At 60.7% G+C, this 19727-nt stretch carries 15 protein-coding genes and 1 tRNA gene; 5 read left to right on the plus strand and 11 right to left on the minus strand.

Features of this window, described 5'->3' with window-relative positions; translation table 11 throughout:
* Positions 1-73: 73 nt before the first annotated feature.
* Positions 74-352 (minus strand): hypothetical protein, encoded by a 279-nt coding sequence (locus AACH55_RS15320; RefSeq protein ID WP_338715476.1) that lies wholly within the window; start codon positions 350-352, stop codon positions 74-76.
* On the opposite strand from AACH55_RS15320, the gene AACH55_RS15325 reads away from it, so the two are divergent.
* From AACH55_RS15325 to AACH55_RS15335, 3 genes are all read left to right on the plus strand, one after another.
* Positions 329-1984 carry a calcium-binding protein gene (locus tag AACH55_RS15325; RefSeq protein ID WP_338715477.1) on the plus strand — a complete coding sequence of 552 codons (1656 nt, stop codon included), beginning with the start codon at positions 329-331 and terminating at the stop codon, positions 1982-1984. The genes AACH55_RS15320 and AACH55_RS15325 overlap by 24 nt on opposite strands.
* 210 nt (positions 1985-2194) lie before the next feature.
* A tRNA-Leu gene (locus tag AACH55_RS15330) sits at positions 2195-2279 on the plus strand.
* Positions 2280-2689: 410 nt separating this feature from the next.
* Positions 2690-4453, plus strand: coding sequence for an EAL domain-containing protein (locus AACH55_RS15335; RefSeq protein ID WP_338715478.1), 1764 nt, complete (start codon positions 2690-2692; stop codon positions 4451-4453).
* Between the two features lie 22 nt (positions 4454-4475).
* Here the strand turns inward: AACH55_RS15335 and AACH55_RS15340 are convergent, their stop codons facing one another.
* Positions 4476-7664 (minus strand): ATP-binding protein, encoded by a 3189-nt coding sequence (locus AACH55_RS15340; protein WP_338715479.1) that lies wholly within the window; start codon positions 7662-7664, stop codon positions 4476-4478.
* Positions 7665-8131: 467 nt separating this feature from the next.
* On the opposite strand from AACH55_RS15340, the gene AACH55_RS15345 reads away from it, so the two are divergent.
* Positions 8132-8773 (plus strand): response regulator transcription factor, encoded by a 642-nt coding sequence (locus AACH55_RS15345; RefSeq protein WP_338715480.1) that lies wholly within the window; start codon positions 8132-8134, stop codon positions 8771-8773.
* Positions 8774-8931: 158 nt separating this feature from the next.
* Here AACH55_RS15345 and AACH55_RS15350 read toward each other — a convergent pair whose 3' ends face one another.
* The 7 genes from AACH55_RS15350 to speB all read right to left on the minus strand — a co-directional run bounded on the left by AACH55_RS15350 (position 8932) and on the right by speB (position 15998).
* On the minus strand, positions 8932-9876 hold the full coding sequence (locus AACH55_RS15350; RefSeq protein ID WP_338715481.1) for a glyoxylate/hydroxypyruvate reductase A: 945 nt from the start codon (positions 9874-9876) through the stop codon (positions 8932-8934).
* A gap of 10 nt (positions 9877-9886) precedes the next feature.
* The gene (locus tag AACH55_RS15355; protein ID WP_338715482.1) at positions 9887-10642 is read right to left on the minus strand and encodes a class II aldolase/adducin family protein; all 756 of its coding nucleotides are present in this window, start codon (positions 10640-10642) and stop codon (positions 9887-9889) included.
* Between the two features lies 1 nt (position 10643).
* Positions 10644-12173, minus strand: coding sequence for an amino acid ABC transporter permease/ATP-binding protein (locus tag AACH55_RS15360; protein ID WP_338715484.1), 1530 nt, complete (start codon positions 12171-12173; stop codon positions 10644-10646).
* 30 nt (positions 12174-12203) lie between these two features.
* Positions 12204-13013 carry a transporter substrate-binding domain-containing protein gene (locus AACH55_RS15365; RefSeq protein WP_338715487.1) on the minus strand — a complete coding sequence of 270 codons (810 nt, stop codon included), beginning with the start codon at positions 13011-13013 and terminating at the stop codon, positions 12204-12206.
* A gap of 63 nt (positions 13014-13076) precedes the next feature.
* Entirely contained in the window at positions 13077-14141 is a 1065-nt protein-coding gene (locus tag AACH55_RS15370) for a 2-oxoglutarate and iron-dependent oxygenase domain-containing protein (RefSeq protein ID WP_338715489.1), read from the minus strand.
* 35 nt (positions 14142-14176) lie between these two features.
* Entirely contained in the window at positions 14177-15037 is an 861-nt protein-coding gene (locus AACH55_RS15375) for a TIM barrel protein (RefSeq protein WP_338715490.1), read from the minus strand.
* Positions 15038-15047: 10 nt separating this feature from the next.
* Positions 15048-15998, minus strand: coding sequence for an agmatinase (gene speB / locus AACH55_RS15380; protein ID WP_338715491.1), 951 nt, complete (start codon positions 15996-15998; stop codon positions 15048-15050).
* A 170-nt stretch (positions 15999-16168) separates the two neighbouring features.
* On the opposite strand from speB, the gene AACH55_RS15385 reads away from it, so the two are divergent.
* On the plus strand, positions 16169-17065 hold the full coding sequence (locus AACH55_RS15385; RefSeq protein WP_338715492.1) for a LysR family transcriptional regulator: 897 nt from the start codon (positions 16169-16171) through the stop codon (positions 17063-17065).
* Between the two features lie 191 nt (positions 17066-17256).
* Here AACH55_RS15385 and AACH55_RS15390 read toward each other — a convergent pair whose 3' ends face one another.
* On the minus strand, positions 17257-17598 hold the full coding sequence (locus AACH55_RS15390; protein ID WP_338715493.1) for a hypothetical protein: 342 nt from the start codon (positions 17596-17598) through the stop codon (positions 17257-17259).
* A gap of 58 nt (positions 17599-17656) precedes the next feature.
* Entirely contained in the window at positions 17657-19534 is a 1878-nt protein-coding gene (locus AACH55_RS15395) for a peptide transporter (RefSeq protein ID WP_338715494.1), read from the minus strand.
* Between the last annotated feature and the right edge of the window lie 193 nt (positions 19535-19727).

A 19727-nucleotide genomic window follows, 5' to 3' on the forward strand; every position in this document is an offset into this window, starting at 1 on the left:
CCGACAACGGTGAACTGATCGATTTGAATACGGCAGGCATTAGCTCGATCAAGCTGGCTTATAACACTACCACTCAAACTGATGCAGTCGGCAATATGCCGGCAACGACACCCTCATCGGCGGCAATGGCAATGACGGCCTCAATGGGGGCGATGGCAATGATTCCCTCACCGGTGGAAAAGGCAATGACTACCTGAGCGGTGGCTATGGTGACGACACCTACTTCTTCAATCAGGGCGATGGCGTCGACACCATCAGCGAGTACGATTACACCAACAGCAACATTGACACCCTGCGACTCGGCGCAGGCATCAACGCTGCCGCTACCGTGCTGGGAAGGTCCGGCGATCACCTCACCCTGACCTGGGGTTCTGATGCCATCACCATCGAAAACTACTTCTCGGGAAACTATTCCCGGATCGAGAAGTTGGTCTTTGCTGACGGCACGAACTGGTCTTATTTCGACCTGGCCTCCAGGCTCACGCAGACGGGGAGCTCGGACAACGACAACTGGACTGGACTCGGTGACCAGAGCAACCGCATGTACGGCATGGCAGGCAATGATGTCCTCTCCGGCGGATGGGCTGCAGATACCCTCGACGGCGGTGACGGTGACGACAGGCTGTATAGCAGTGCCGGCGAAGACACCCTCATCGGTGGCAATGGTAATGACATCCTCGATGGAGGCCATGGCAATGATTCCCTCACGGGTGGCAATGGTAATGACATCCTCGATGGTGGTAGTGACAACGACTCCCTCACCGGTGGAAAAGGTAATGACTACCTGAGCGGCGGCTATGGCAACGACACCTACTTCTTCAATCAGGGCGATGGCGTCGATACCATCCGTGACTATGACTACACCACCAGCAACATCGACACCCTGCAGCTCGGTACCGGCATCGATGCTGCCGCTACCGTGCTGACAAGGTCTGGTGATCACCTCACCCTGACCTGGGGTTCGGATGCCATTACCTTCGAAAACTACTTCTCAGGAAACGACTACAGGATTGAGAAGTTGGTCTTTGCTGACGGCACGAACTGGTCTTGTTCCGACCTGGCCTCCAGGCTCACGCAGAGCGGAAGTTCGAACAGCGATAACTGGACTGGACTCGGTGACCAGAGCAACCGCATGTACGGCATGGCAGGCAATGATGTCCTCTCCGGCGGATGGGCTGCAGATACCGTGCTGGAACGGTCCGGCGATCACCTCACCCTGACCTGGGATTCGGATGCCATTACCATCGCGAACTACTTCTCAGGAACCTACTACAGGATTGAGAAGTTGGTCTTTGCTGACGGTACGAACTGGTCTTATTCCGACCTGGCCTCCAGACTGACGCAGAAGGGAAGTTCGAACAGCGACAACTGGACTGGACTCGGTGACCAGACCAACCGCGTGTACGGCATGGCAGGCAATGATGCCCTCTCCGGCGGACAGCTTGCCGATACCCTTGACGGTGGTGACGGTGATGACAGGCTGTCTGGCGGTGCCGGCGAAGACACCCTCATGGGCGGCAATGGCAATGACAGCCTCGATGGTGGTGATGGCAATGATTCCCTCACCGGTGGAAAAGGTAATGACTACCTGAGCGGTGGCTACGGCAACGACACCTACTTCTTCAATCAGGGCGATGGCGTCGATACCATCCGCGACTTTGACTACACCAGCAGCAACGCTGATTTGCTCCAATTCGGCAGCGACATCACCAGTGATCGCTTATGGTTCAGCCATGTCGGCAACAATCTTGAGATCTCCGTCATCGGCACCTCAGACAAGACCATCATCGAAAATTGGTACGCCGGTAGTGCTGCCCAGATCGAACGGATCAGCGCCGCCGATGGCCTCACCCTGGTCAACAAGGATGTAGAACGACTGGTCCAGGCCATGAGCGGTTTTAGCGCGCCACCAGCGGGCACGACAGTGCTGCCACCGCCTCAGCGGACGGCGCTGGCGCCGGTGCTGGCGTCAAACTGGCACTGAGCAAAGACCCGGCCGCCGCATCGGCGGCCGGGCTGTAGCAGCATGCATTTCATGCCAGTTAATGACATGAGTTCCAGACCCCTGCTCTTGAGTTCTAGAGCAGCGATTTCAAGAACAAAAAAACTTTAAAAAAAAAAGATGACAACATGAAATTTTGCCCTTAGAATGCAGCCTCTTTCAAGCAATGCAGTTTTACCGCACTTGCCGAAAGCCCACGTGGCGGAATTGGTAGACGCGCATGGTTCAGGTCCATGTGCCGCGAGGTGTGGGGGTTCGAGTCCCTCCGTGGGCACCAATACATAAAAGGTCGGTTGATGAAAATCAACCGACCTTTTGCGTTTTGGGGTCTACGAACAAGGCGCCTGCGCGCCTTGCGGGAGGGATGAGAAAGTCCGGCCTTGCAAGACCGGACGGGATCGTGGGACGTGACCGAGGGCCTCAGTGCGCAGCAGAATAGAAAAGGTCGATTGACGCAAGTCAGTCGGCCTTTTCTATTTTGGAGACCACCAGCCGCCACCCCACCCAAACCTGTCCTAGCCATTATTAGGAAAATTCTCGATGCCAACTAATCTCCTTCTCATTCAAAGCTGCCCCCGGGCTTGCAACACTGAGATCATCAAATTTTTTCGAGAGGTGAAGATGAACGGCGACGAGTGGAGTCATCAATTTGGAGAGCATACGCGCAGGGACGACGTGTCCAGCCAAATGGTCCGCGATACAGCCGGACTGCCGATGATGGACGGTGCGCCCGGCGCAGCAGGCGGGCAGGACGTGGGCTTGGGCATCTGCATCCTCAACAATCGCGGCACCGTGGTGGCCGTCAATGGCGATGTAAAGGGTTTTCTCTACCCTGGCCAGGAGCTCGATGTCTGGCCGAGCATCCTTGGCATGGACTACTTCCATCTGCTGTCGCATTACAGTTCCTTTTCCGGCTTTCCGCAGGTGGCGGCGCAGATCGCCAAGGGCGTGCGTGCCGTGATCACGAGCCAGCAGCCGACCTATAGCGCAAATTGCCATCGCCCCGAGCCAGGTCGCCAGGTTCCCTATCGCATCAAGGCCGAGCATCTGTACCGTAGCGCACTGAGCGTGGTGACCTATCAGGATATGCCAGTTGCTGCCGACAGCCCGTCTCTGCCGTCGGCGCACCTGGACCCGCTGACCGGGCTTCCCAACCGCATCCTGCTGAGCCAGGGCATCACCATGGCACGGCAACGCACCGCGCTGATCGGGCAGCATGCCGCCCTGCTCCTGGTCGATCTGGATCACTTCAAGGACATCAACGACAACTTCGGCCACCTGGTGGGCGACCGCTTGCTGATGATGGTCAGCCAGCGCCTGCAAGCTGCGGTCAGTGCAGGCGGTATGGCTGGGCGGCTCGGCGGCGATGAGTTCGCCCTCCTGCTGGAGCAGATGGGCGAGGATGCAGAGGCCGCTCACGCCCGCGTCAGCGCCCTGGCCGAATGGTTGCGGATCAGCCTGAGCAGACCTTACCGCATCGCGCTGCCGCACACACCGGATATGGAGATCAGCTGTACCGCCAGTATCGGCGTGACCCTGTTCAAGGATCAGCAGCACGCGCTGGAAACCCTGCTCAAGCAGGCGGACCTGGCCATGTATTCGTCCAAGGTGCAGGCGCGCAACCAGGTCAGTTTCTTTACCCCGTGCATGGAAGACGCCTCCAGACAGCGCAGCGCCATCGAGAACGAACTCAACCACGCCTTGCAACAGGGCCAGTTCCGCCTTTACTACCAGATCCAGGTGAACCGCAACAGCCGCCCCATCGGCGCGGAAGGACTCATACGCTGGCATCACCCCACGCGGGGCATCGTGGAACCACAGCAGTTCATTCCTGTTGCCGAACAATCCTCGCTGATCTGCGCCATCGGCAAGTGGGTGATCCGGGAAGCGTGCAAGCAGCTCAAGGAATGGGAGGGCGATGTCAATTTCGGCCAACTGGTGCTGGCAGTGAATGTGAGCGGGCGACAATTTCGACAGAGCGATTTCGTCGATTCGGTCTGCCAGATCATCCACGAGTTCAAGGCGCCCGCCAGCAAGCTCAAGTTCGAACTGACGGAGACGGCCATCTTCGATGACATCGCCGGCACGGCGACCCGGTTGCAGCAACTGCGCGAGATCGGCGTGCGCTTCTCGCTCGATGACTTCGGGGTGGGCTATTCTTCCCTGCTCTGCCTGCACGACATGCCCATCGACCAGATCAAGATCGACCGCTCCTTCGTCAACGACATCGCCAGCAATGCCAAGAGCGGGGCGATCGTGCGCACGCTCATCAGCCTGAGCCGGGAGCTGGGCCTGAGCGTGATTGCCGAAGGCGTGGAGCGGGAAGAACAGCGGCTCATCCTGGAAAACATGGGCTGCCAGTTGCAGCAAGGCTATCTCTACAACGTGCCCCAGGATAAGGAGGAATTCCGGAAAACGGTGCTGGGCCTGAACGCCGATCCGACCCACTGAACATGTCCTGTGCCCGACCGGCTCATCCGGAGGCCATTTGCGCCGCGATCTGCAGCAGCTCCTCATTGGCCGCTTCCAGTGCCGGCAACAGCATCATACCCTCTTGCCACTCCTGTTCCTTGACGGCGCGTTCGCAACGCTCACTCACCTCGCCCATTTCATGCGCACCTATCATGCGTGCGGCGCCCTTGATGCGATGAGCCGACTTGGCTGCCCCCTGTAGATCACACGCATCAAGACAACGCGCCAGCACCGCCAGATCGGTGGTGGTCGCATGATGCAATGCCCGCAACAGCCGCGCCGCGCCCAGGCGATCCCCTGCTGCAGTAGCCAGCAGCATTTTGACATTGCCCCCTTTCCACCGGATGGACAGCTGCGTTCCCGCGTCCGTCGTCGCCGCGTTCGCAACGGCATCGCCGACGCCAAGGTGACGGGCCAGCAACGCTGCAAGTTCGGCCAGCGTATAGGGCTTGACGAGCACATCGTCGATCAGGCCGTCGGCCTTCAGTGCATCGGCTTGCAGGGTCAGATCGGCCGTGCACAGGATGATGGGCAGGCGCCGGTCCGGGTGCGACTCATGCTGGCGCACCCGCCTGGCCAGATCGATACCGCTGAGGTCGGGCATGTTCTGGTCGGTCAGCAAGGCGGCAAAGGGACCGGCTTCGAGCAATAGCGAGAACGCCTGATCGCCCCCCGTGGCCGCGACGGCCTGCATCCTCAGTTGGGCCAGTTGACGGTCCAGCAGATCCAGTGCGATGGGATGATCGTCCACGACCAGCACCGGCAGCCTGCTGCGAGATTGTCGCGACCACGGCGCATCGCTCACGGGAGAGCTCGTGGGCAGCGTGGATTCGCTCGGCGAATGTTGGGTCACAGGCATCCTGGCCTCGTCCAGAGGCAAAGAGAACATGAACCGCGCGCCCTCTCCCGGCTGACTGCTCACGGAAAATTGTCCGCCCATCAGAGCCACCAGTCTGTGGCAGATGCTCAATCCCAGGCCGCTGCCCGCGATGCCGCCCTGCGCTTGCGGTACAGCCTGGTAGAAGGGTTCGCACAGGCGCTTCATGTGTTCAGGAAAGATACCCACGCCATTGTCTTGCACAGAGAAATCGACCTGCACACCCGATGCGCCCTGCCCGGCCAGCGCGACACTCAGTACGATGCGTCCGCCCTGCGGTGTGAACTTGATGGCATTGCTGAGCAGATTGCCGAGGATCTGTTCGATGCGCATTGCATCCCCCAGCAGGCATTGCGGTAATGCCGGATCGATCTCCGGCACCAGCGCCAGCTGTTTGTTGCGGGCATTGGTGGCGTGGATCTGCATGACCCGTGCCATCAGTTCGTGCAGCAGGAAAGGCGCGCGCTCCAGTGCCATGCGGCCGGCATCGATGCGCGACATGTCGAGCACATTGTTGATGATCGCCAGCAGCGTGCGCGATGAAGCGCAGGCATCCTCCAGCGCAGCAGAACACCCCGGCTGCGCCGGCAGGTCTGCGGCGGCGACCTTGAGCAGTTCGAGATTGCCGAGCAGGCCGTTCAAGGGCGTACGGATTTCATGGCTCATGATGGCCAGGAACTCGCTGCGGGCCTTTCCCTCAGCTCTGGCCTTGATCCTGGCGCGGCGCTCCTGTTCGCGCAGGTTGGCGATGAGGATGGCGATGATGAGGATGACTGCGCCAAGATTGACCAGCGCAGCGGCGTACGGAACCGAGCCGGAAAGAATGGCGCGCTGGCCGATGGTGAGACGGGCTTCCAGCAGGAAATGCGGGACGTCGCGTTTGAGCGTGCGCCGCACCAGACGACCACCGCTGACCTCGCCATCCTGCCGCACGATGTCGCTCCCATCGATCTTGAGCACGAGGCTCTCATCGCTCTGGCGGGAAAATCCGCTGAGATACCACGTGATGGCCGGGATATCCAGCAAGGCATAGGCCGTCACGCCATCCGTGCTGCGGTAGGCCAGCGCCACCTCCAGCCTCTGTTGCTGCGTGGACGGTGCGATCAGGTAGGACAGGCCCTCCGGTACCTGCCGCCTGAGCAGTGCCTGCGGCAATCCATCGCCACTGTGGCAGAGTGCTTCGCCCGCACCATCGAGGATACCGGTATCGCGCACGAAGGCAATCTGGCGCGCCTTGCCTGTCAGATAGGCCTTGTCGGCTTCATTGCAGTTGCCACTACCACTGCTGATATGTTGGTCCAGCATGTCCTTGAGACCGGTCTCGGCGTGGGAGAGGATCCTGTCGGTTTCCCCGACCAGACGATCCAGCACGAAGCCGGCCTGCCAGCCCGCCTGTTGCATCGAAAACGCCAGCACGCCCGCCCCGGTAAGGAAGGCGCAGGCACAACTGAGCAGCGTGGGCCGCAACGCAAAGGCGGGGGTGGCAGCGGCGTAGCGCTCTGCCGCTTCGCTTGGGGCCAGACTCCAGCAACGCCAGCCGTACAGGACCATCGCGCCCAGCACATGCACCGCCGGGATGAGTGACACCCCCGTGGCGCCGAGCATCATGAATGGCGCGGGTGTGCCGCCGGTGCCGGCATGCTGCATGTAGATCGTGCCGCCGGGAATGAGGAGGATGGCCAGACAGACGCTGGTGCGCTCCAGGCGCAGGCAGGCCCAGATCATCATCGGCCAGAGCAGGACGGCGCCATCGACGATGCCCATGAAGGTGATCTCCTCGCCGACCATTGCAACCAGCAGGAAGACCAGCAGGCAGCACAGCCACCACAGCAACGTCTCGCGGCGGCGCTCGCTGTCGCGGTGCGCCGGTGCAGACGCTTGCGTGCGCGGCATCAGCAGGGAGCAGACGGGCAGCATCTGCAAGACGATGATCGCCATGCCCGAGAAATCCGCGAAACGCTTGCCCATACTCGTCGCCGGTACGGCCATGACGGACACCAGCGCCATCAACAACGACAGGGCGATGCCCCGCCATGCGGGCCCTGCCTCAGTGAGCGCAAGCGCGTCGTAGAAATCCACGCGCAGCGCAGGATGCCTGCGCCACGCGAGCCAGGACAAGCTCAGGCAAGCCGCGCCCCAGAACAACAAAGTGGAGGCATCGGCAAACATGGTCCAGTGCCATCCCAGCGCCAACCCCAGGACAGCCAGGCCATAGCGCAGATGACGATGCCACGCTGGCAGCAACAGCAGAAGTATCCACAGGGCGGTCAGCGAAGAAGTCTGAGTAGTAAATGCGGAAGAAACGTATTGCATCCACGAGCAGATGCCTAGGGCCGGGACGATCAGAAGACGAACGATTTTAATCTCCGAGTGTAAAAGAATTCCTTTGCCCGATTGCGCCTGATACCAATCCGCAAGGTGACTTGCGTATTTTCGATATCAAGTTTGGTCGGCTCTGACGGGATGTTCACTATCGGAACGATTATTAACCTTGCCAATTCAGATGAAATAGGCCAAATCCTAATTCAACACCGTACATTTCTTATATCGTTACGACCTGCCTTCAAATAGACTAGAACGCTCTTTGAGCACACAGCAATAACACACAGCAATAATCCAATGCCGCATGTCTTTGGCGTGTTCATGGCGCCACGCCGGGCCGACTCCACAGCACCCCCTTCGTAGAAACGGGCATGAGCCCCCATCGACATATCCGCCCGTCTGGCCGCCAATTGCAGCAATAGCGGCGAGCACAGCATGACTCAACGGAGGTAAGACCCATGCTTTCTTTCAACATCATCATCGTGGATGATCATCCCGTCGTGGCCATGGCTCTGGAGGGCCTGCTGATCAACCATTCACGGGTCAACAAGATCAGCGTCTTCGATCAGGTGGAGACAGCCGTCAAGCACATCGTCAAGCACGAGCAGTCACGTCGATGCATCGTGATCCTCGACATCGACATGCCTACTATCAATGGTCTGGATATGCTGCACCTGCTGCCCAGAGGCCCGCATCGCAGCTCGCCCGTGGCGTTGATCTATACGGGGCTCAAAACGCTGGAGACGGAAGTCAACGCGCTGCGCTCCGGTGCCAGCGGCTTCGTCACCAAGGACGTGGGGGTGGAGGATTTCCTGCGCGCTTTCGAATCCGTCTGCAATGGCCGCAGCTTCTTCTCGGATGAAGCAGTCCAGACTGCCCTCTCAGGATTCAATAACCCGCACCATGAGAAAGTGGCGCGCCTGAGTCCGCGCGAATACCTGATCGCCAAACGCCTGGCCAACGGCGAGCCGGCCAAGGACATTGCCGACTCGCTCTTCATCAGCGCCAAGACAGTGAGCGCGCACAAGAGCAATCTCTTCGACAAGCTGGAGATCGAGAATATCGCGCAGTTGATCAATATCCTCCAGGATACGAAATGAATTTATTTCATCCATAGACCGGAGTGCGCGCGCGTCTCGTTTGGAATGAAGTGCAAGGCGCGCAACGCGTCGTATGGCAGTGCCACACGCAAGGAGTGCAACGCGGCCAGCGCCCTTTCTGGACAGAACGCATCTCACGCCTATTGATGAAATGGGTTCTAATACCCCAAGCCGCGATCAACGCCATGCAGGACCGCCTGCCCACTGCGCACCCGCTGCAGATTATCCAGAATCTGCCCGACGATAATCTCAGGTTGCGCACTCGAGGCCATGTGCGGCGTGACCACCACGCGCGGGTGCGTCCACAGGGGGTTCGATGCCGGTAACGGTTCCTGCGCAAACACATCCAGCACTGCCCCCCGCAAGTGCTGCCGGTCCAGCGCTTCGAGCAAGTCCTCCTCCACCAGATGCTCGCCGCGGCCACAATGCACCAGCGCGGCGCCCGGCTTCATCGCTGCAAACACTTTGCGGCCGAGCAGCTTGCGGGTGGCGTGGGTCAGCGGCAAGAGGCAGACCACGATATCGGGCGCTTGCAGGAATGTGGCGAGCGCATCATCACCGGCATAAGTGCTGACGCCATCGATGTGATGCTCGGAACGCGACCAGCCACTGACGACAAAGCCCTGATCGCGCAGCACCCGCGCCAGATGGCTACCCAGTGCACCCAGTCCCATCAGGCCGACATGGGTCTGATGCGCGGGCTTTTGCGCCGGGATCTTCCACACGCGCTGCGCCTGCTGCTGCAGCGCCTGGTCCAGCGCACGGTGGTAATACAGCACGGCCCACAGCACGTATTCGGCCATGCCTGCGGCCAGCGCGGGATCGACGATACGGCAGACGGGAATATCGGGATGGGCCCGCGCCGGGCCGAGCACATGATCGACCCCCGCCGCAATCGAGGAGATCAGACGCAGATTGGGCAAGCCTTCGATGACCGCCGCAGGCGGATACCAGCCAGCAACGGCTTCGACATCGGCCGGGTCGGGCAGATCCGGCCATAGCCGCACCTGCAGCCCAGGCATGCGGCGCGCGGCGTGTTCACGAAAGACCGCGTGCAGATCGCTCAGGTCATCGGTGGCACTACACAGCAGCAAGGTCGACATGCAGGACCCCTCAGTCGCGGTAAGAAGGATCGATCCGGTCCAGGCGCCGCAGCCAGGCCTGCCAGAGGATGTGGCGCTCATGCTCGACACTTTGAAACTGCTTGCAGGCATGCTGGCTCAGCGGCGCAGGTATCTCGCTGACGGGCCCGGCCAAGGCGGCCATCTGCGCGGCAGCGATCTGAATCTCGCAGGCGCGGTTAAGGTAAAACATCACGTAGAACGCGTCGGCCACCGTCGTGCCCACCGACAACAAACCGTGGTGGCGCAGCAGCAAGGCAACGTTCTTACCCAGCGATTGCTGGATGCGTACGCGCTCTTCCAGATTGAAGGCCACGCCTTCATAGGCATGCACGCCCACCCGCTGGTAGAACTCGGTGCTGATCTGGTTGAGCTGCAGCAGCCCCCGCTCGCAGGCCGCTACCGCCATGCCAGCCAGGGTGTGGGTGTGCAGTACGCAATGTGCATCCTCACGGGCCATGTGCACTGCGCTGTGGATGGTGAAACCGGCGACGTTGTAGTCGGCGCTGCCGGAGACCACGCGGCCGTGCAGGTCGACCACCAGCAAATCGCTGGCGCGCACTTCGTCGAACATCAACCCGAAGGGATTGATCAGGAAACGATCATCCTCCGGTGCGGCATCGGCCGCGCGCGGCAGCCGTACCGAGAAATGCGTGTAGAGCGTGTCATCCCAGCCGAACAGCGCGGCCAGACGGTAAGCGGCGGCCAGGTCGCGGCGCAGGCTGAGTTCCTCAGAAGTCATCGTCATCTCAAACGTCCAATCCCATGAAGCGGCGCACGCGCAGCGTCGCGGCGTCGGTTGTCGTTGCCTGGCGGATGTGCTGGGGCGAGGCGTCCAGCTGGACCAGGCCGTTTTCCATGAACAGCACGCGGTCCGAGATCGTCAGTGCAAAGTCCATTTCGTGCGTGACGATCACCATGGTCATGCCCTCCTGGGCCAGATCCTGGATCACTTTCAACACCTCGCCGACCAGTTCGGGGTCCAGCGCCGAGGTGGGTTCGTCAAACAGCATCACATCAGGCGACATGGCCAGCGCGCGGGCGATGGCCACCCGCTGCTGCTGCCCGCCGGAGAGCTGGTGCGGGTATTTGTGCTGGTGCGCCAGCAGGCCAACCTTGTCCAGCAGTTGCAGGGCCTTGCTCCGCCGCAACGCCGGATCGGCCGGCTGGCGGTGATAGCGCGGCGCCAGCAACACGTTCTCCAGCACGCTCAGATGCGGGAACAGATTGAAGCCCTGGAACACCATGCCGATACGGGCGATGCCATTGCGCACCAGGCTGCTGTCGAGCGAGGCAGTGGCGCTGATATAGCCTTCACCGAAGAGAATGATCTCGCCCTGGTCGATCTTCTCCAGCGCATTGATGGTGCGGATCAGCGAGGTCTTGCCGGAACCCGAGGGACCGATGATGGAAATCACCTCGCCCGCGCCCACGCTCAGGTTCACCCCTTTGAGCACCTGATGCACGCCATAGGCTTTGTGGATGTTGACCAGCTCCAACGCACTTGGCTGGCCTGCCGCCTGGGTCACCGCCGGCGCGGCCGGAGGTGCGCCGAGCTGCGTGCGCAAGGCGCTGCAGTCGGCCTCGCTGAGGGTCGCGGGGTGGCGCTTCTGCAAATCCAGCCAGCGCTCGAGCCAACCCAGCAGCGTGCTGAACAGGGTCACCAGCATCACGTAATACACAGCCACACCGAGCAGGGTTTCCATCACCAGGAAATTCTGCGAATACAGCCGCAGCCCCGTCATCAGCAACTCGGGCAGCGAGATCACCGACACCAGCGAGGTCAGCTTGATGATGGTGACGTACTCGTTGATGAGCGTGGGTAAGGCGATCCGGAACGCTTGCGGGATGACGATCAGCCGCATCGTGCCAAACAGGCTGAACGCCAGAGCCCGTCCGGCTTCGCGCTGACCGCGGGCGACCGACTGCAGACCGCCGCGATGGATTTCAGCCATGTAGGCCGCTTCGGTGAGCACCATGGCGACCAGGCCGGCAAAGAAGGGATCGCCGACGATGCTGCGGCTCATCGGGAAAATCTGCGGCAGGTTGAACACCACCACCACCACGACCAGCAGCGGCAGGCTGCGGAAGAGCCAGATGTAGAGTCCTGCCGCCCAGCTGACCCAGCGCGTGCCGGAGGTGCGGGCACAGGCCAGCAAGAAGCCCAGCACCATCCCCAGCACCCAGACCAGCGAGCCGAGCTCGACGACCGTGATGCACGCGCGCCAGAAGATCCCCATCGAAAACAAGGACCAGAAATACGACCAATCTAATGCCATGCGAGGGCTCCTGGTGGGTCAGACTGGAAATTACTTGGCCGCCACCGGCTCAAGATCGTACTTCTTGATCAGGGCCGCATAGTCGCCACTAGCCTGGCTTGCTGCCAGCGCTTTTTGCAGCGACTGGTAAAGCGCGGTATTGCCCTTCTTCACGTAGATGCCCAGCGTCTGCGGATAGACCAGTGCAGGCGAGCTGATCACGATGCGGCCCCTGCTGCGTTCGGCCAGCATCTTGGCGGCACCGGCGATTTCCATCTGCGCCTGGATGTTCTTCGACAGCAGGGCTTGCGAGACTTCCGGTGCGGTCGGGAACTCGCTCACGATCACCGCTGGCTTACCGTGGGCGGCGCAGTAGTCGCCGGAGAGTTTCTTCAACGCATTGACCCAGCTGGTGCCGGCCTGCAGGCCCACCTTCAGGCCGCACAGATCGTTTTCGGTCTTGGGCATCACGCCGCCATCCTTGTCGACCATGATGGCTGCACCAGTGCGCCCGTAAGCGATGGCATCGGCCTGGGCCGTGCGCTCGGGGGTGATGTACATGCCGGAAATGACGGCATCGAATTGCCCGCTGCCCAGACCCAGAATCAGGCTGGGGAACTTGGTATCGACAAAGGCCGGCTTGACCTTCAATACCTTGCCCAGCATCTCGGCGAACTCGGGATCGAAACCGACCACCTTGTCGCCTTGCCAGGATTCGAACGGCGGATAGGTGATTTCCATGCCGACCTTGAGCTGGCCGGGGACGATGGTTTGCGAGAACGCTGCCAGCGGCAGCAAGGCGGACAAGGCAAACGTAAGCAGACCGCGCTTGAACGAAGCGCTGCGGAAGGTGGGGCTCATGATGCTGGACTCCTTGAGTGACGGGCTGAAAAATTAAAAAAAACGCAGAGCAAGGACGGAAGCTCAATGGCCTTCCGTGGCTTTGGGCCGGGTGTAACCGAAACTGCCGGGCTTCAGGGCCGCCGCAGGCAGGGTCATCTCACCGGCCTCGACCTTGCGCTTGAGGTAGGTATAGGTTTGCTGGGCCTGCGAATACATGTGTTCACCGATGGTCAGCTCGCCATAGCTGGTAGCGTCCGACGAGGCGCCGGCAAACTGCGGTAACGGGCGGATGCGGGTGTGGTAATCGCAGGCGAAGAACAGCGGAAAGGAATAACGTTCATGCCGGACCTTGCGCACGCGGTGCGAGGTCGCCGGGAAGGCGCCTGCGGTCATCACTTCCAGCATGTCGCCGATATTGATGACGAAAGCCTCTTCACCTGCCACCGAACACGGCGGCGCATCGATCCAGGCGCCCTGGTCGTTCATCACTTCCAGGCCGGGCTGATCCGACAGCAGCATGGTGAAACACTCGTAATCGGTATGTGCGCCGATACCGGGCGCATCGACCGCTTCCGTGTCGACCGGATAATGGATCAGGCGCAGCTTCGAGGGCGGGCAGGTCACCAGGGATTCGAAGGCATCTTCGGGCTGTCCCAGCGCCAGGGCAAAGCCACGGAACAAGGTGCGACCCAGCGCGAACACCGCCTCGTAATAGCGGGAAACGGCCTCCCTGAAACCAGGCAGATCGGGCCATTTGTTGTTGCCGATGAGGGGCGTACCGGCCAGCACCAGCGGATGATCGTCGGGCACCTCGTAGCCGATGTCGAAGGCTTCCTTGTGATCGGGCCGGCCCTTCGAATAGACCTCTTCGCCTTCGGGCACGTAGCCTTTATGGCCCCAGGAGTCGCCGATGTAGTAACGCATCTTCCACTGCATCTCCTGCGCAAACAGATCGCGGCTGGCTGTGCGCAAGCCTGCGATGAGCTGCGGATCAATCCCGTGACCGACGATGTAGAAAAAACCGACATCGCGCGCCGCCGCCCCGAGCTGCTCGGCCACTGCCTGGCGCTGTGCGGGATCATCGTGGTAGAGGCCACGGATATCGATCACGGGCAAGGCCGTGAAATTGCGTTGTCCGGTGTGCATGGTCAATGTCCTCAGATAGGTGGAGACTGCATCGGTTACGAAGAGAGAACGCCGTGTCGCTGCGACCAGCGCCCGAAATGCGCACGCTCCTGCTGCGCCATCCAGTGATTGAGCTGCCACAGATCGGCCACCGGACTGCGGGTATAAGGCAGCAGATGCAGGTAACCATCCGGGCCGAACTCGGGCGTGAGCGTGGTCGTCGTGTAGCCTTTGCTGCGCTGGAAGGCCCAGATCGTCTCCCAGATGCGCTGGTGAAACGCCAGCTCGGGGGCGTATTCGGGCGCGGCCGGATCGGGCACCTGCGGTCCCTGGGCGTAGCCCACGCGCGCCTGGACGTGATGCACACGTTGCAGGAACGGCGTGAGGTCATCCAGCGGATCATCCAGCAAGCGCTCGCACACCACTACCCAGTGACTGATGTCGGCGGTGTATTGCAGTTGCGGTAGCTGGCGCACGATGTCCAGCGTGACCCAAGGACTGTAGAGCGAACTGGCGCGATGGGTCTCAAAGCAGCAGAGCACGCCGGCGCTGTCGGCCAGTGCCTGCGCCCGGCCCAGGAAATCGACCTGCTCGGACAAGGACCAGCGGTCGTTGCCGGCGAGCAGATTCACGAAGCGCGGATTCAATTCCGCCGCCGCATCGAAGGCCCGGGCCAGATGCTGCAAATGCACCTGCGGACCGTCGGCCTGACGCGGGATGACATCGGCGCCACTGAAGACGGTGGCGATGTAATCCAGCGCATCGGCCTGCAGGCGATCACGCAATGCGCGCCGCTCCTGCGCCACCATCGGCAGGCGCGCCTCCAGACCGGTACAGCCGGCCTCGCGCAGCTGCGCCACACAGGTACTCCAGGGGACTTGCACGCCCCAGGTGGAGCGCAATATCTTCAGTTCCATACGATCGCTCTCAGCGATAGCTCACACCGGGCAGCACACACAGCATTTCGTAGAGCAGGTTCGCGCCGAGCTGCGAGGTATTGCCGCTCAGGTCATAAGGCGGCGAGACCTCCACCAGATCACAGCCGACCAGATTCATGCCACGGCATCCGCGCACGATTTCCAGAGCCTGGATGGAAGTCAGGCCGCCGACTTCGGGCGTGCCCGTGCCGGGCGCCCAGGCCGGGTCGATGCCGTCGATGTCGAAGCTCAGATAGACCGGGCCGCTACCCATCTGTGCGCGCACTTCTTCCATGAGCGGCGTCAGCGAGCGATGCCAGCATTGTTCGGCCTGCACCAGGCGGAAACCCTGATCCACGCCCCATTGGAAATCGCCGCTGGCGTAGCCTTGCGCGCGCTGCCCGATCTGCACCACGCGCTTGCAATCGAGCAGGCCCTCTTCCACGGCGCGGCGGAAGGTGGTGCCGTGGGCGATTTTTTCGCCGAACATGTCGTCGTTGGTATCGGTGTGGGCATCCACGTGCACCAGGCCGACCGGGCCGTGCTTGCGGGCGATGGCGCGCAGGATCGGCAAGGTGATGGTGTGGTCGCCGCCCAGCGTGAGCGGAATGACCGGATGCGCCAGCAGGCTGGCATAGGCTTGCTCGATGACGCGAACCGATTCGAGCAGGTTGTAGGTATTGATGGCGACGTCGCCGATGTCAGCGACCGAGAGCGAATCAAATGGTGCGGCACCGGTGGCCATGTTGTAGGGGCGGATCATGACCGATTCGGCACGGATCTGGCGCGGACCGAAACGGGTACCGGCACGCAGCGAGGTGCCGATATCCAGCGGCACGCCGATGAAGGCGGCATCCAGGCCTGCGGCACTGTCCATCGCGGGCAGGCGCATCATGGTGGAACGGCCGGCAAAACGCGGCATGTCATTGCCGCTCTGGGGCTGGTGGAAGATTTTGGACATTGCGTATCACCCTTGATCTGGCAGCAACATCATGCTGCGACGAGGCGAATATACAATGGGCAATAGTTCTCAAAAGATAGCTGTAACCAAATAATAAGTTGTTAAAATCCGAAACTAATGTCAGGAGCCGCAGGCGGCTCCCGACCGCCCACCCGACCGATGATTTTTCTATGACGCCAGGCATTGATTTCAAGTTATTGCGGATATTCGCTACGGTAGTACGCCACCAGGGATTTGCCCGCGCGCAACAGGAGCTGAACCTGACCACATCGGCCATCAGCACCTATATGGCGCAACTGGAAAGCGAGGTCGGCTTTACCGTGTGCCGACGCGGACGGGGCGGCTTTGCGCTGACCGACAAGGGCGAGCTGCTGCTCTCGGAGACCCTGCGTGTGCTGGGTGAGGTAGACAGTTTCGAGCGCTATACCCAATCGCTCAAGGGAGAACTCGGTGGCACCTTGAAGATCGGGGTGCTGGATACCACGGTGACCGACCCGTCCTTGCCGCTGGCCGAAGCCATCGGGGTGTTTTCCAGCAAGTACCCCGCCATGCATCTGAACCTGCTCATTCGCAGTCCCTACGAATTGCAGAAGGGCTTGCTCGACAATGATCTCGACATCGCAGTCGGCTTTTTCCCGGCCAAGGCCAACGGCCTGGTCTATCAGCCGCTCTATCGCGAACAGCAATGGCTGTACTGCAGTGACCGACATCCCTGTTTTCACCAGCGGAACCTGCGCGCCTCGATGGTCTCGGAACTCAATGTGGTCAGCCGCAGTTACTGGAGCCAGACCGAACTGAGCCGGCACGGCTTCAAGCGCAGCGTGGCCACCGTGGAGAGTATGGAAGCGCAGTTGATCCTGATCCTGTCGGGCCGCTACATCGGCTACCTGCCCGAACACTATGCCCAGTCCTGGGTCGATCAGGGACGGCTGAAGGTTTTGCTGCCCTCCGAGTTCGGCTACCAGTCACAGTTCTCGCTGGTGCTGCGCCGGGGCCGCAGCCGTGAACTGCCGTTGCAGGCCATGCGTGAATTGCTGCAGGCCGGCAGGCGGGGCGGCAAGCGTTAAGACATGCTTTCGTTCACCAACATCATCGCAGAGGATCATCCCGTCATGGTCACCGCGTTGCAGGGCCTGTCATGTCGATGCATCGCGACCCTCGACATCCACATGCCCGGTGTCATCGGTCCGGATATGCTCAACCTGCTGCCCAAAGGCCCGCATCGCACCCCGCCCGTGGCTTTCGTCGCGCTGCCCGCTCACAGGCAATTGCGCGGATCCTCTTCTTCAAAATCGGAAGGATGCGCCCAGCCCAAGGGCCTGCCTGCCAGCGGATTCTCGTGGTCGCTGCCCGGCACTTCAAGAAGTTGGATCAGGCCATTGTCCACCTCGGCAATCTTGAAGGGGGCAAACACCTGCAGGATGCTGGGTTCACCTGCGGCACTGGCCGTGCGGAAAATGGGAATCTCAGCGGCGAAACGAAGATTGCCATCATCCGCCACGGCATGTCTGGGAAAGACGCACTGGCCGACATAGGCTTGCAAATTGGCCGAACTGTTTTGTAACAGCCCGGCAAAGAGAAAAATAATCAGATTTTTCATCGCAACAAAAAAAACCGCTTCATCAGCGAAGCGCCGGGCCTGCCAACACCGCGCGAGCTCACGCGGCCACCTTCAAGGTCTGCAGCCGCTGCCGATAGGCGGCATCCACGACGCCAACAAACTTCTCCGGCTGCCCGCGGAACAACACCTGCTCCACATCTTCATTGAGCAAGCGCAGATGAATCGCGTTGCGATAAGCGTCGTCTTCAATCAGACGGAGCAAGGCCCGGACATACGCCTGGCGATCCGCTGCAATCAATTCATCGGGCAAACCGAGCCGCCGGAAGAGGCCTTCATCAATATGGGTATGGACTTCCGGACCGGTCAGGCAAACGCCCGGCAAGGCCTGTCTCACCGTATCCACCAAGCCATTGGTATTGCCGAACGGGAACGGATTGGCAAACAGGTCGCAGCAATTCAGCGAGGCCTGGTAAGCGTCGATCTCCATATGGTCATTCACTTGCGCATCGGGCAGTGTCTTCAGGATGGTCTGTCGCACATATTCCGCAGTCACGCCCTTGCCCAGCCCCAGGTAGAAGCAGAACTGCACCGGTCGGAAACTGCGACGGCTGACGTCGGCCAGGGTGCGGATGAAACCGGGGTTGATCTTCATGACCGATGAACAGATCGCAATCCTGATCGGGGCTTTCTCATCGCGATGCACACGATTACGGGCCGGTGCACGTCTGACACCATCCGGCGGAATGTAGGGCAAGCCGTCCTTCGGAATCATCAGCAGTCTTTCGCTGAAACACTGCTCCGAGCCGACATAATCCTCCTCGACCAGTACGCCATCGATCATCGGGGAATGGGTGGTCGCAGGATGGCCCAGGGCCATCAGCTGCAAGGGGGCCAGACGTATATTGACCAGCCACATCGTCAGTTGGAACATCCCGACGGAAGGGAAATAGATGATGTCCGGACGTATTTCCTTGAGCAGGTCATAGCAGGCCTTGACGGGGTTGGCTTCTGAAATCTCGTGGAACTCGTCAAAGACCTTCTGCGTCACTTCATCACTTGTGTGGCGCTGCGCGATACCGACGACATGATATTTCTCGCGCAGCGCATTGATGGTGGTGGAGTGCGTGCGGTAGATACTGTGATGTCGGCTGAACCATTCGAGCACCACAGCGATCACCGCCTTCTCCCGCTTCGGCGGCAGTTCCGTCATTTCGGCATAGCCGCTGTCGAGCAGCACCTGGCGCAGTATCCGGCCGATCTCTGCCTTGATGAGATGCTTGTCCGAGCGATCCGCATAGGAACTGTGCATATACACGTCGTGCAATATGCGTTCGGGGATGGCATGAAGACTGTTGACCGTCCTCAGTTTTTCTGGGAGCCACTCCAGCAGGAACTCACGGCGTGCATGGGCTGTTTCGGTCGGCAGCGCGCGATGGCTCAGCAAGGCCATGGCCAGCATGCAGGTCGCGTCTGGGCTGAAATTCCAGAGCACATCGAAATCAGGTTCCGTATCGGAGTCCGGATAGAAACTCAGGCAAAACACCGCCAGGTTCTGCGGGTTCAGGCGAATGGGGTGAACCAGCCCACCCACTTCGTTACGGTTGCGGATGATATGGTCACCGTTGCGATACGGACTGATGGCAAACATGGTGGCCAGCCAGCGGTGCAGCCCCATCAATTGCTTGAATCCTTCCTCGGTCACATGGAAGGCCGGATCGGAAAACAGGCTCGTGATCGCACCGGCCAGCCGGGTGGCCAGATGGACGGTAATTTCGGATGGACTGGTGCCGCTGGCACTGGCCTTGAATTTATCGCCATAGCCGCCGAAGGCGGCATCGATCTGATTGAGCAGAAATACCAGTTGCCGTCCGGCCGTTTCATGCTCTCTGGTGGCCACCAGATATTCAAATTTTTCCAGTTCGAATCGATCGATCAATTCGTTATTGCCACCAGGCTTATTCGTTTCATCAGGCATTGTGCGCTCCAAGATGAATATGGTTCTTTAGAACCCATTTCATAAATAGGCGTGAGATGCGTTCTGTCCAGAAAGGGCGCTGGCAAGGCGCGCGACGCGTCGTGTGGCGGTGCCACACGCAAGGAGCGCAACGCGGCCAGCGCCCTTTCTGGACAGAACCCGCAGGGAGCGGCCCGTTTGGGCGAATTGCTGC

The organism is Herbaspirillum sp. DW155, from assembly GCF_037076565.1.
GTDB lineage: Bacteria > Pseudomonadota > Gammaproteobacteria > Burkholderiales > Burkholderiaceae_D > Herbaspirillum.

Excerpts from the sequence above, each read along its gene's own strand:
- AACH55_RS15335 (WP_338715478.1), top strand. The coding sequence starts at position 2,690 with ATGGTCCGCGATACAGCCGGACTGCCGATGATGGACGGTGCGCCCGGC.
- AACH55_RS15340 (WP_338715479.1), bottom strand. The coding sequence starts at position 7,664 with ATGCAATACGTTTCTTCCGCATTTACTACTCAGACTTCTTCGCTGACC.
- AACH55_RS15345 (WP_338715480.1), top strand. The coding sequence starts at position 8,132 with ATGCTTTCTTTCAACATCATCATCGTGGATGATCATCCCGTCGTGGCC.
- AACH55_RS15350 (WP_338715481.1), bottom strand. The coding sequence starts at position 9,876 with ATGTCGACCTTGCTGCTGTGTAGTGCCACCGATGACCTGAGCGATCTG.
- AACH55_RS15355 (WP_338715482.1), bottom strand. The coding sequence starts at position 10,642 with ATGACGATGACTTCTGAGGAACTCAGCCTGCGCCGCGACCTGGCCGCC.
- AACH55_RS15360 (WP_338715484.1), bottom strand. The coding sequence starts at position 12,173 with ATGGCATTAGATTGGTCGTATTTCTGGTCCTTGTTTTCGATGGGGATC.
- AACH55_RS15365 (WP_338715487.1), bottom strand. The coding sequence starts at position 13,013 with ATGAGCCCCACCTTCCGCAGCGCTTCGTTCAAGCGCGGTCTGCTTACG.
- AACH55_RS15370 (WP_338715489.1), bottom strand. The coding sequence starts at position 14,141 with ATGCACACCGGACAACGCAATTTCACGGCCTTGCCCGTGATCGATATC.
- AACH55_RS15375 (WP_338715490.1), bottom strand. The coding sequence starts at position 15,037 with ATGGAACTGAAGATATTGCGCTCCACCTGGGGCGTGCAAGTCCCCTGG.
- speB (WP_338715491.1), bottom strand. The coding sequence starts at position 15,998 with ATGTCCAAAATCTTCCACCAGCCCCAGAGCGGCAATGACATGCCGCGT.
- AACH55_RS15385 (WP_338715492.1), top strand. The coding sequence starts at position 16,169 with ATGACGCCAGGCATTGATTTCAAGTTATTGCGGATATTCGCTACGGTA.
- AACH55_RS15390 (WP_338715493.1), bottom strand. The coding sequence starts at position 17,598 with ATGAAAAATCTGATTATTTTTCTCTTTGCCGGGCTGTTACAAAACAGT.
- AACH55_RS15395 (WP_338715494.1), bottom strand. The coding sequence starts at position 19,534 with ATGCCTGATGAAACGAATAAGCCTGGTGGCAATAACGAATTGATCGAT.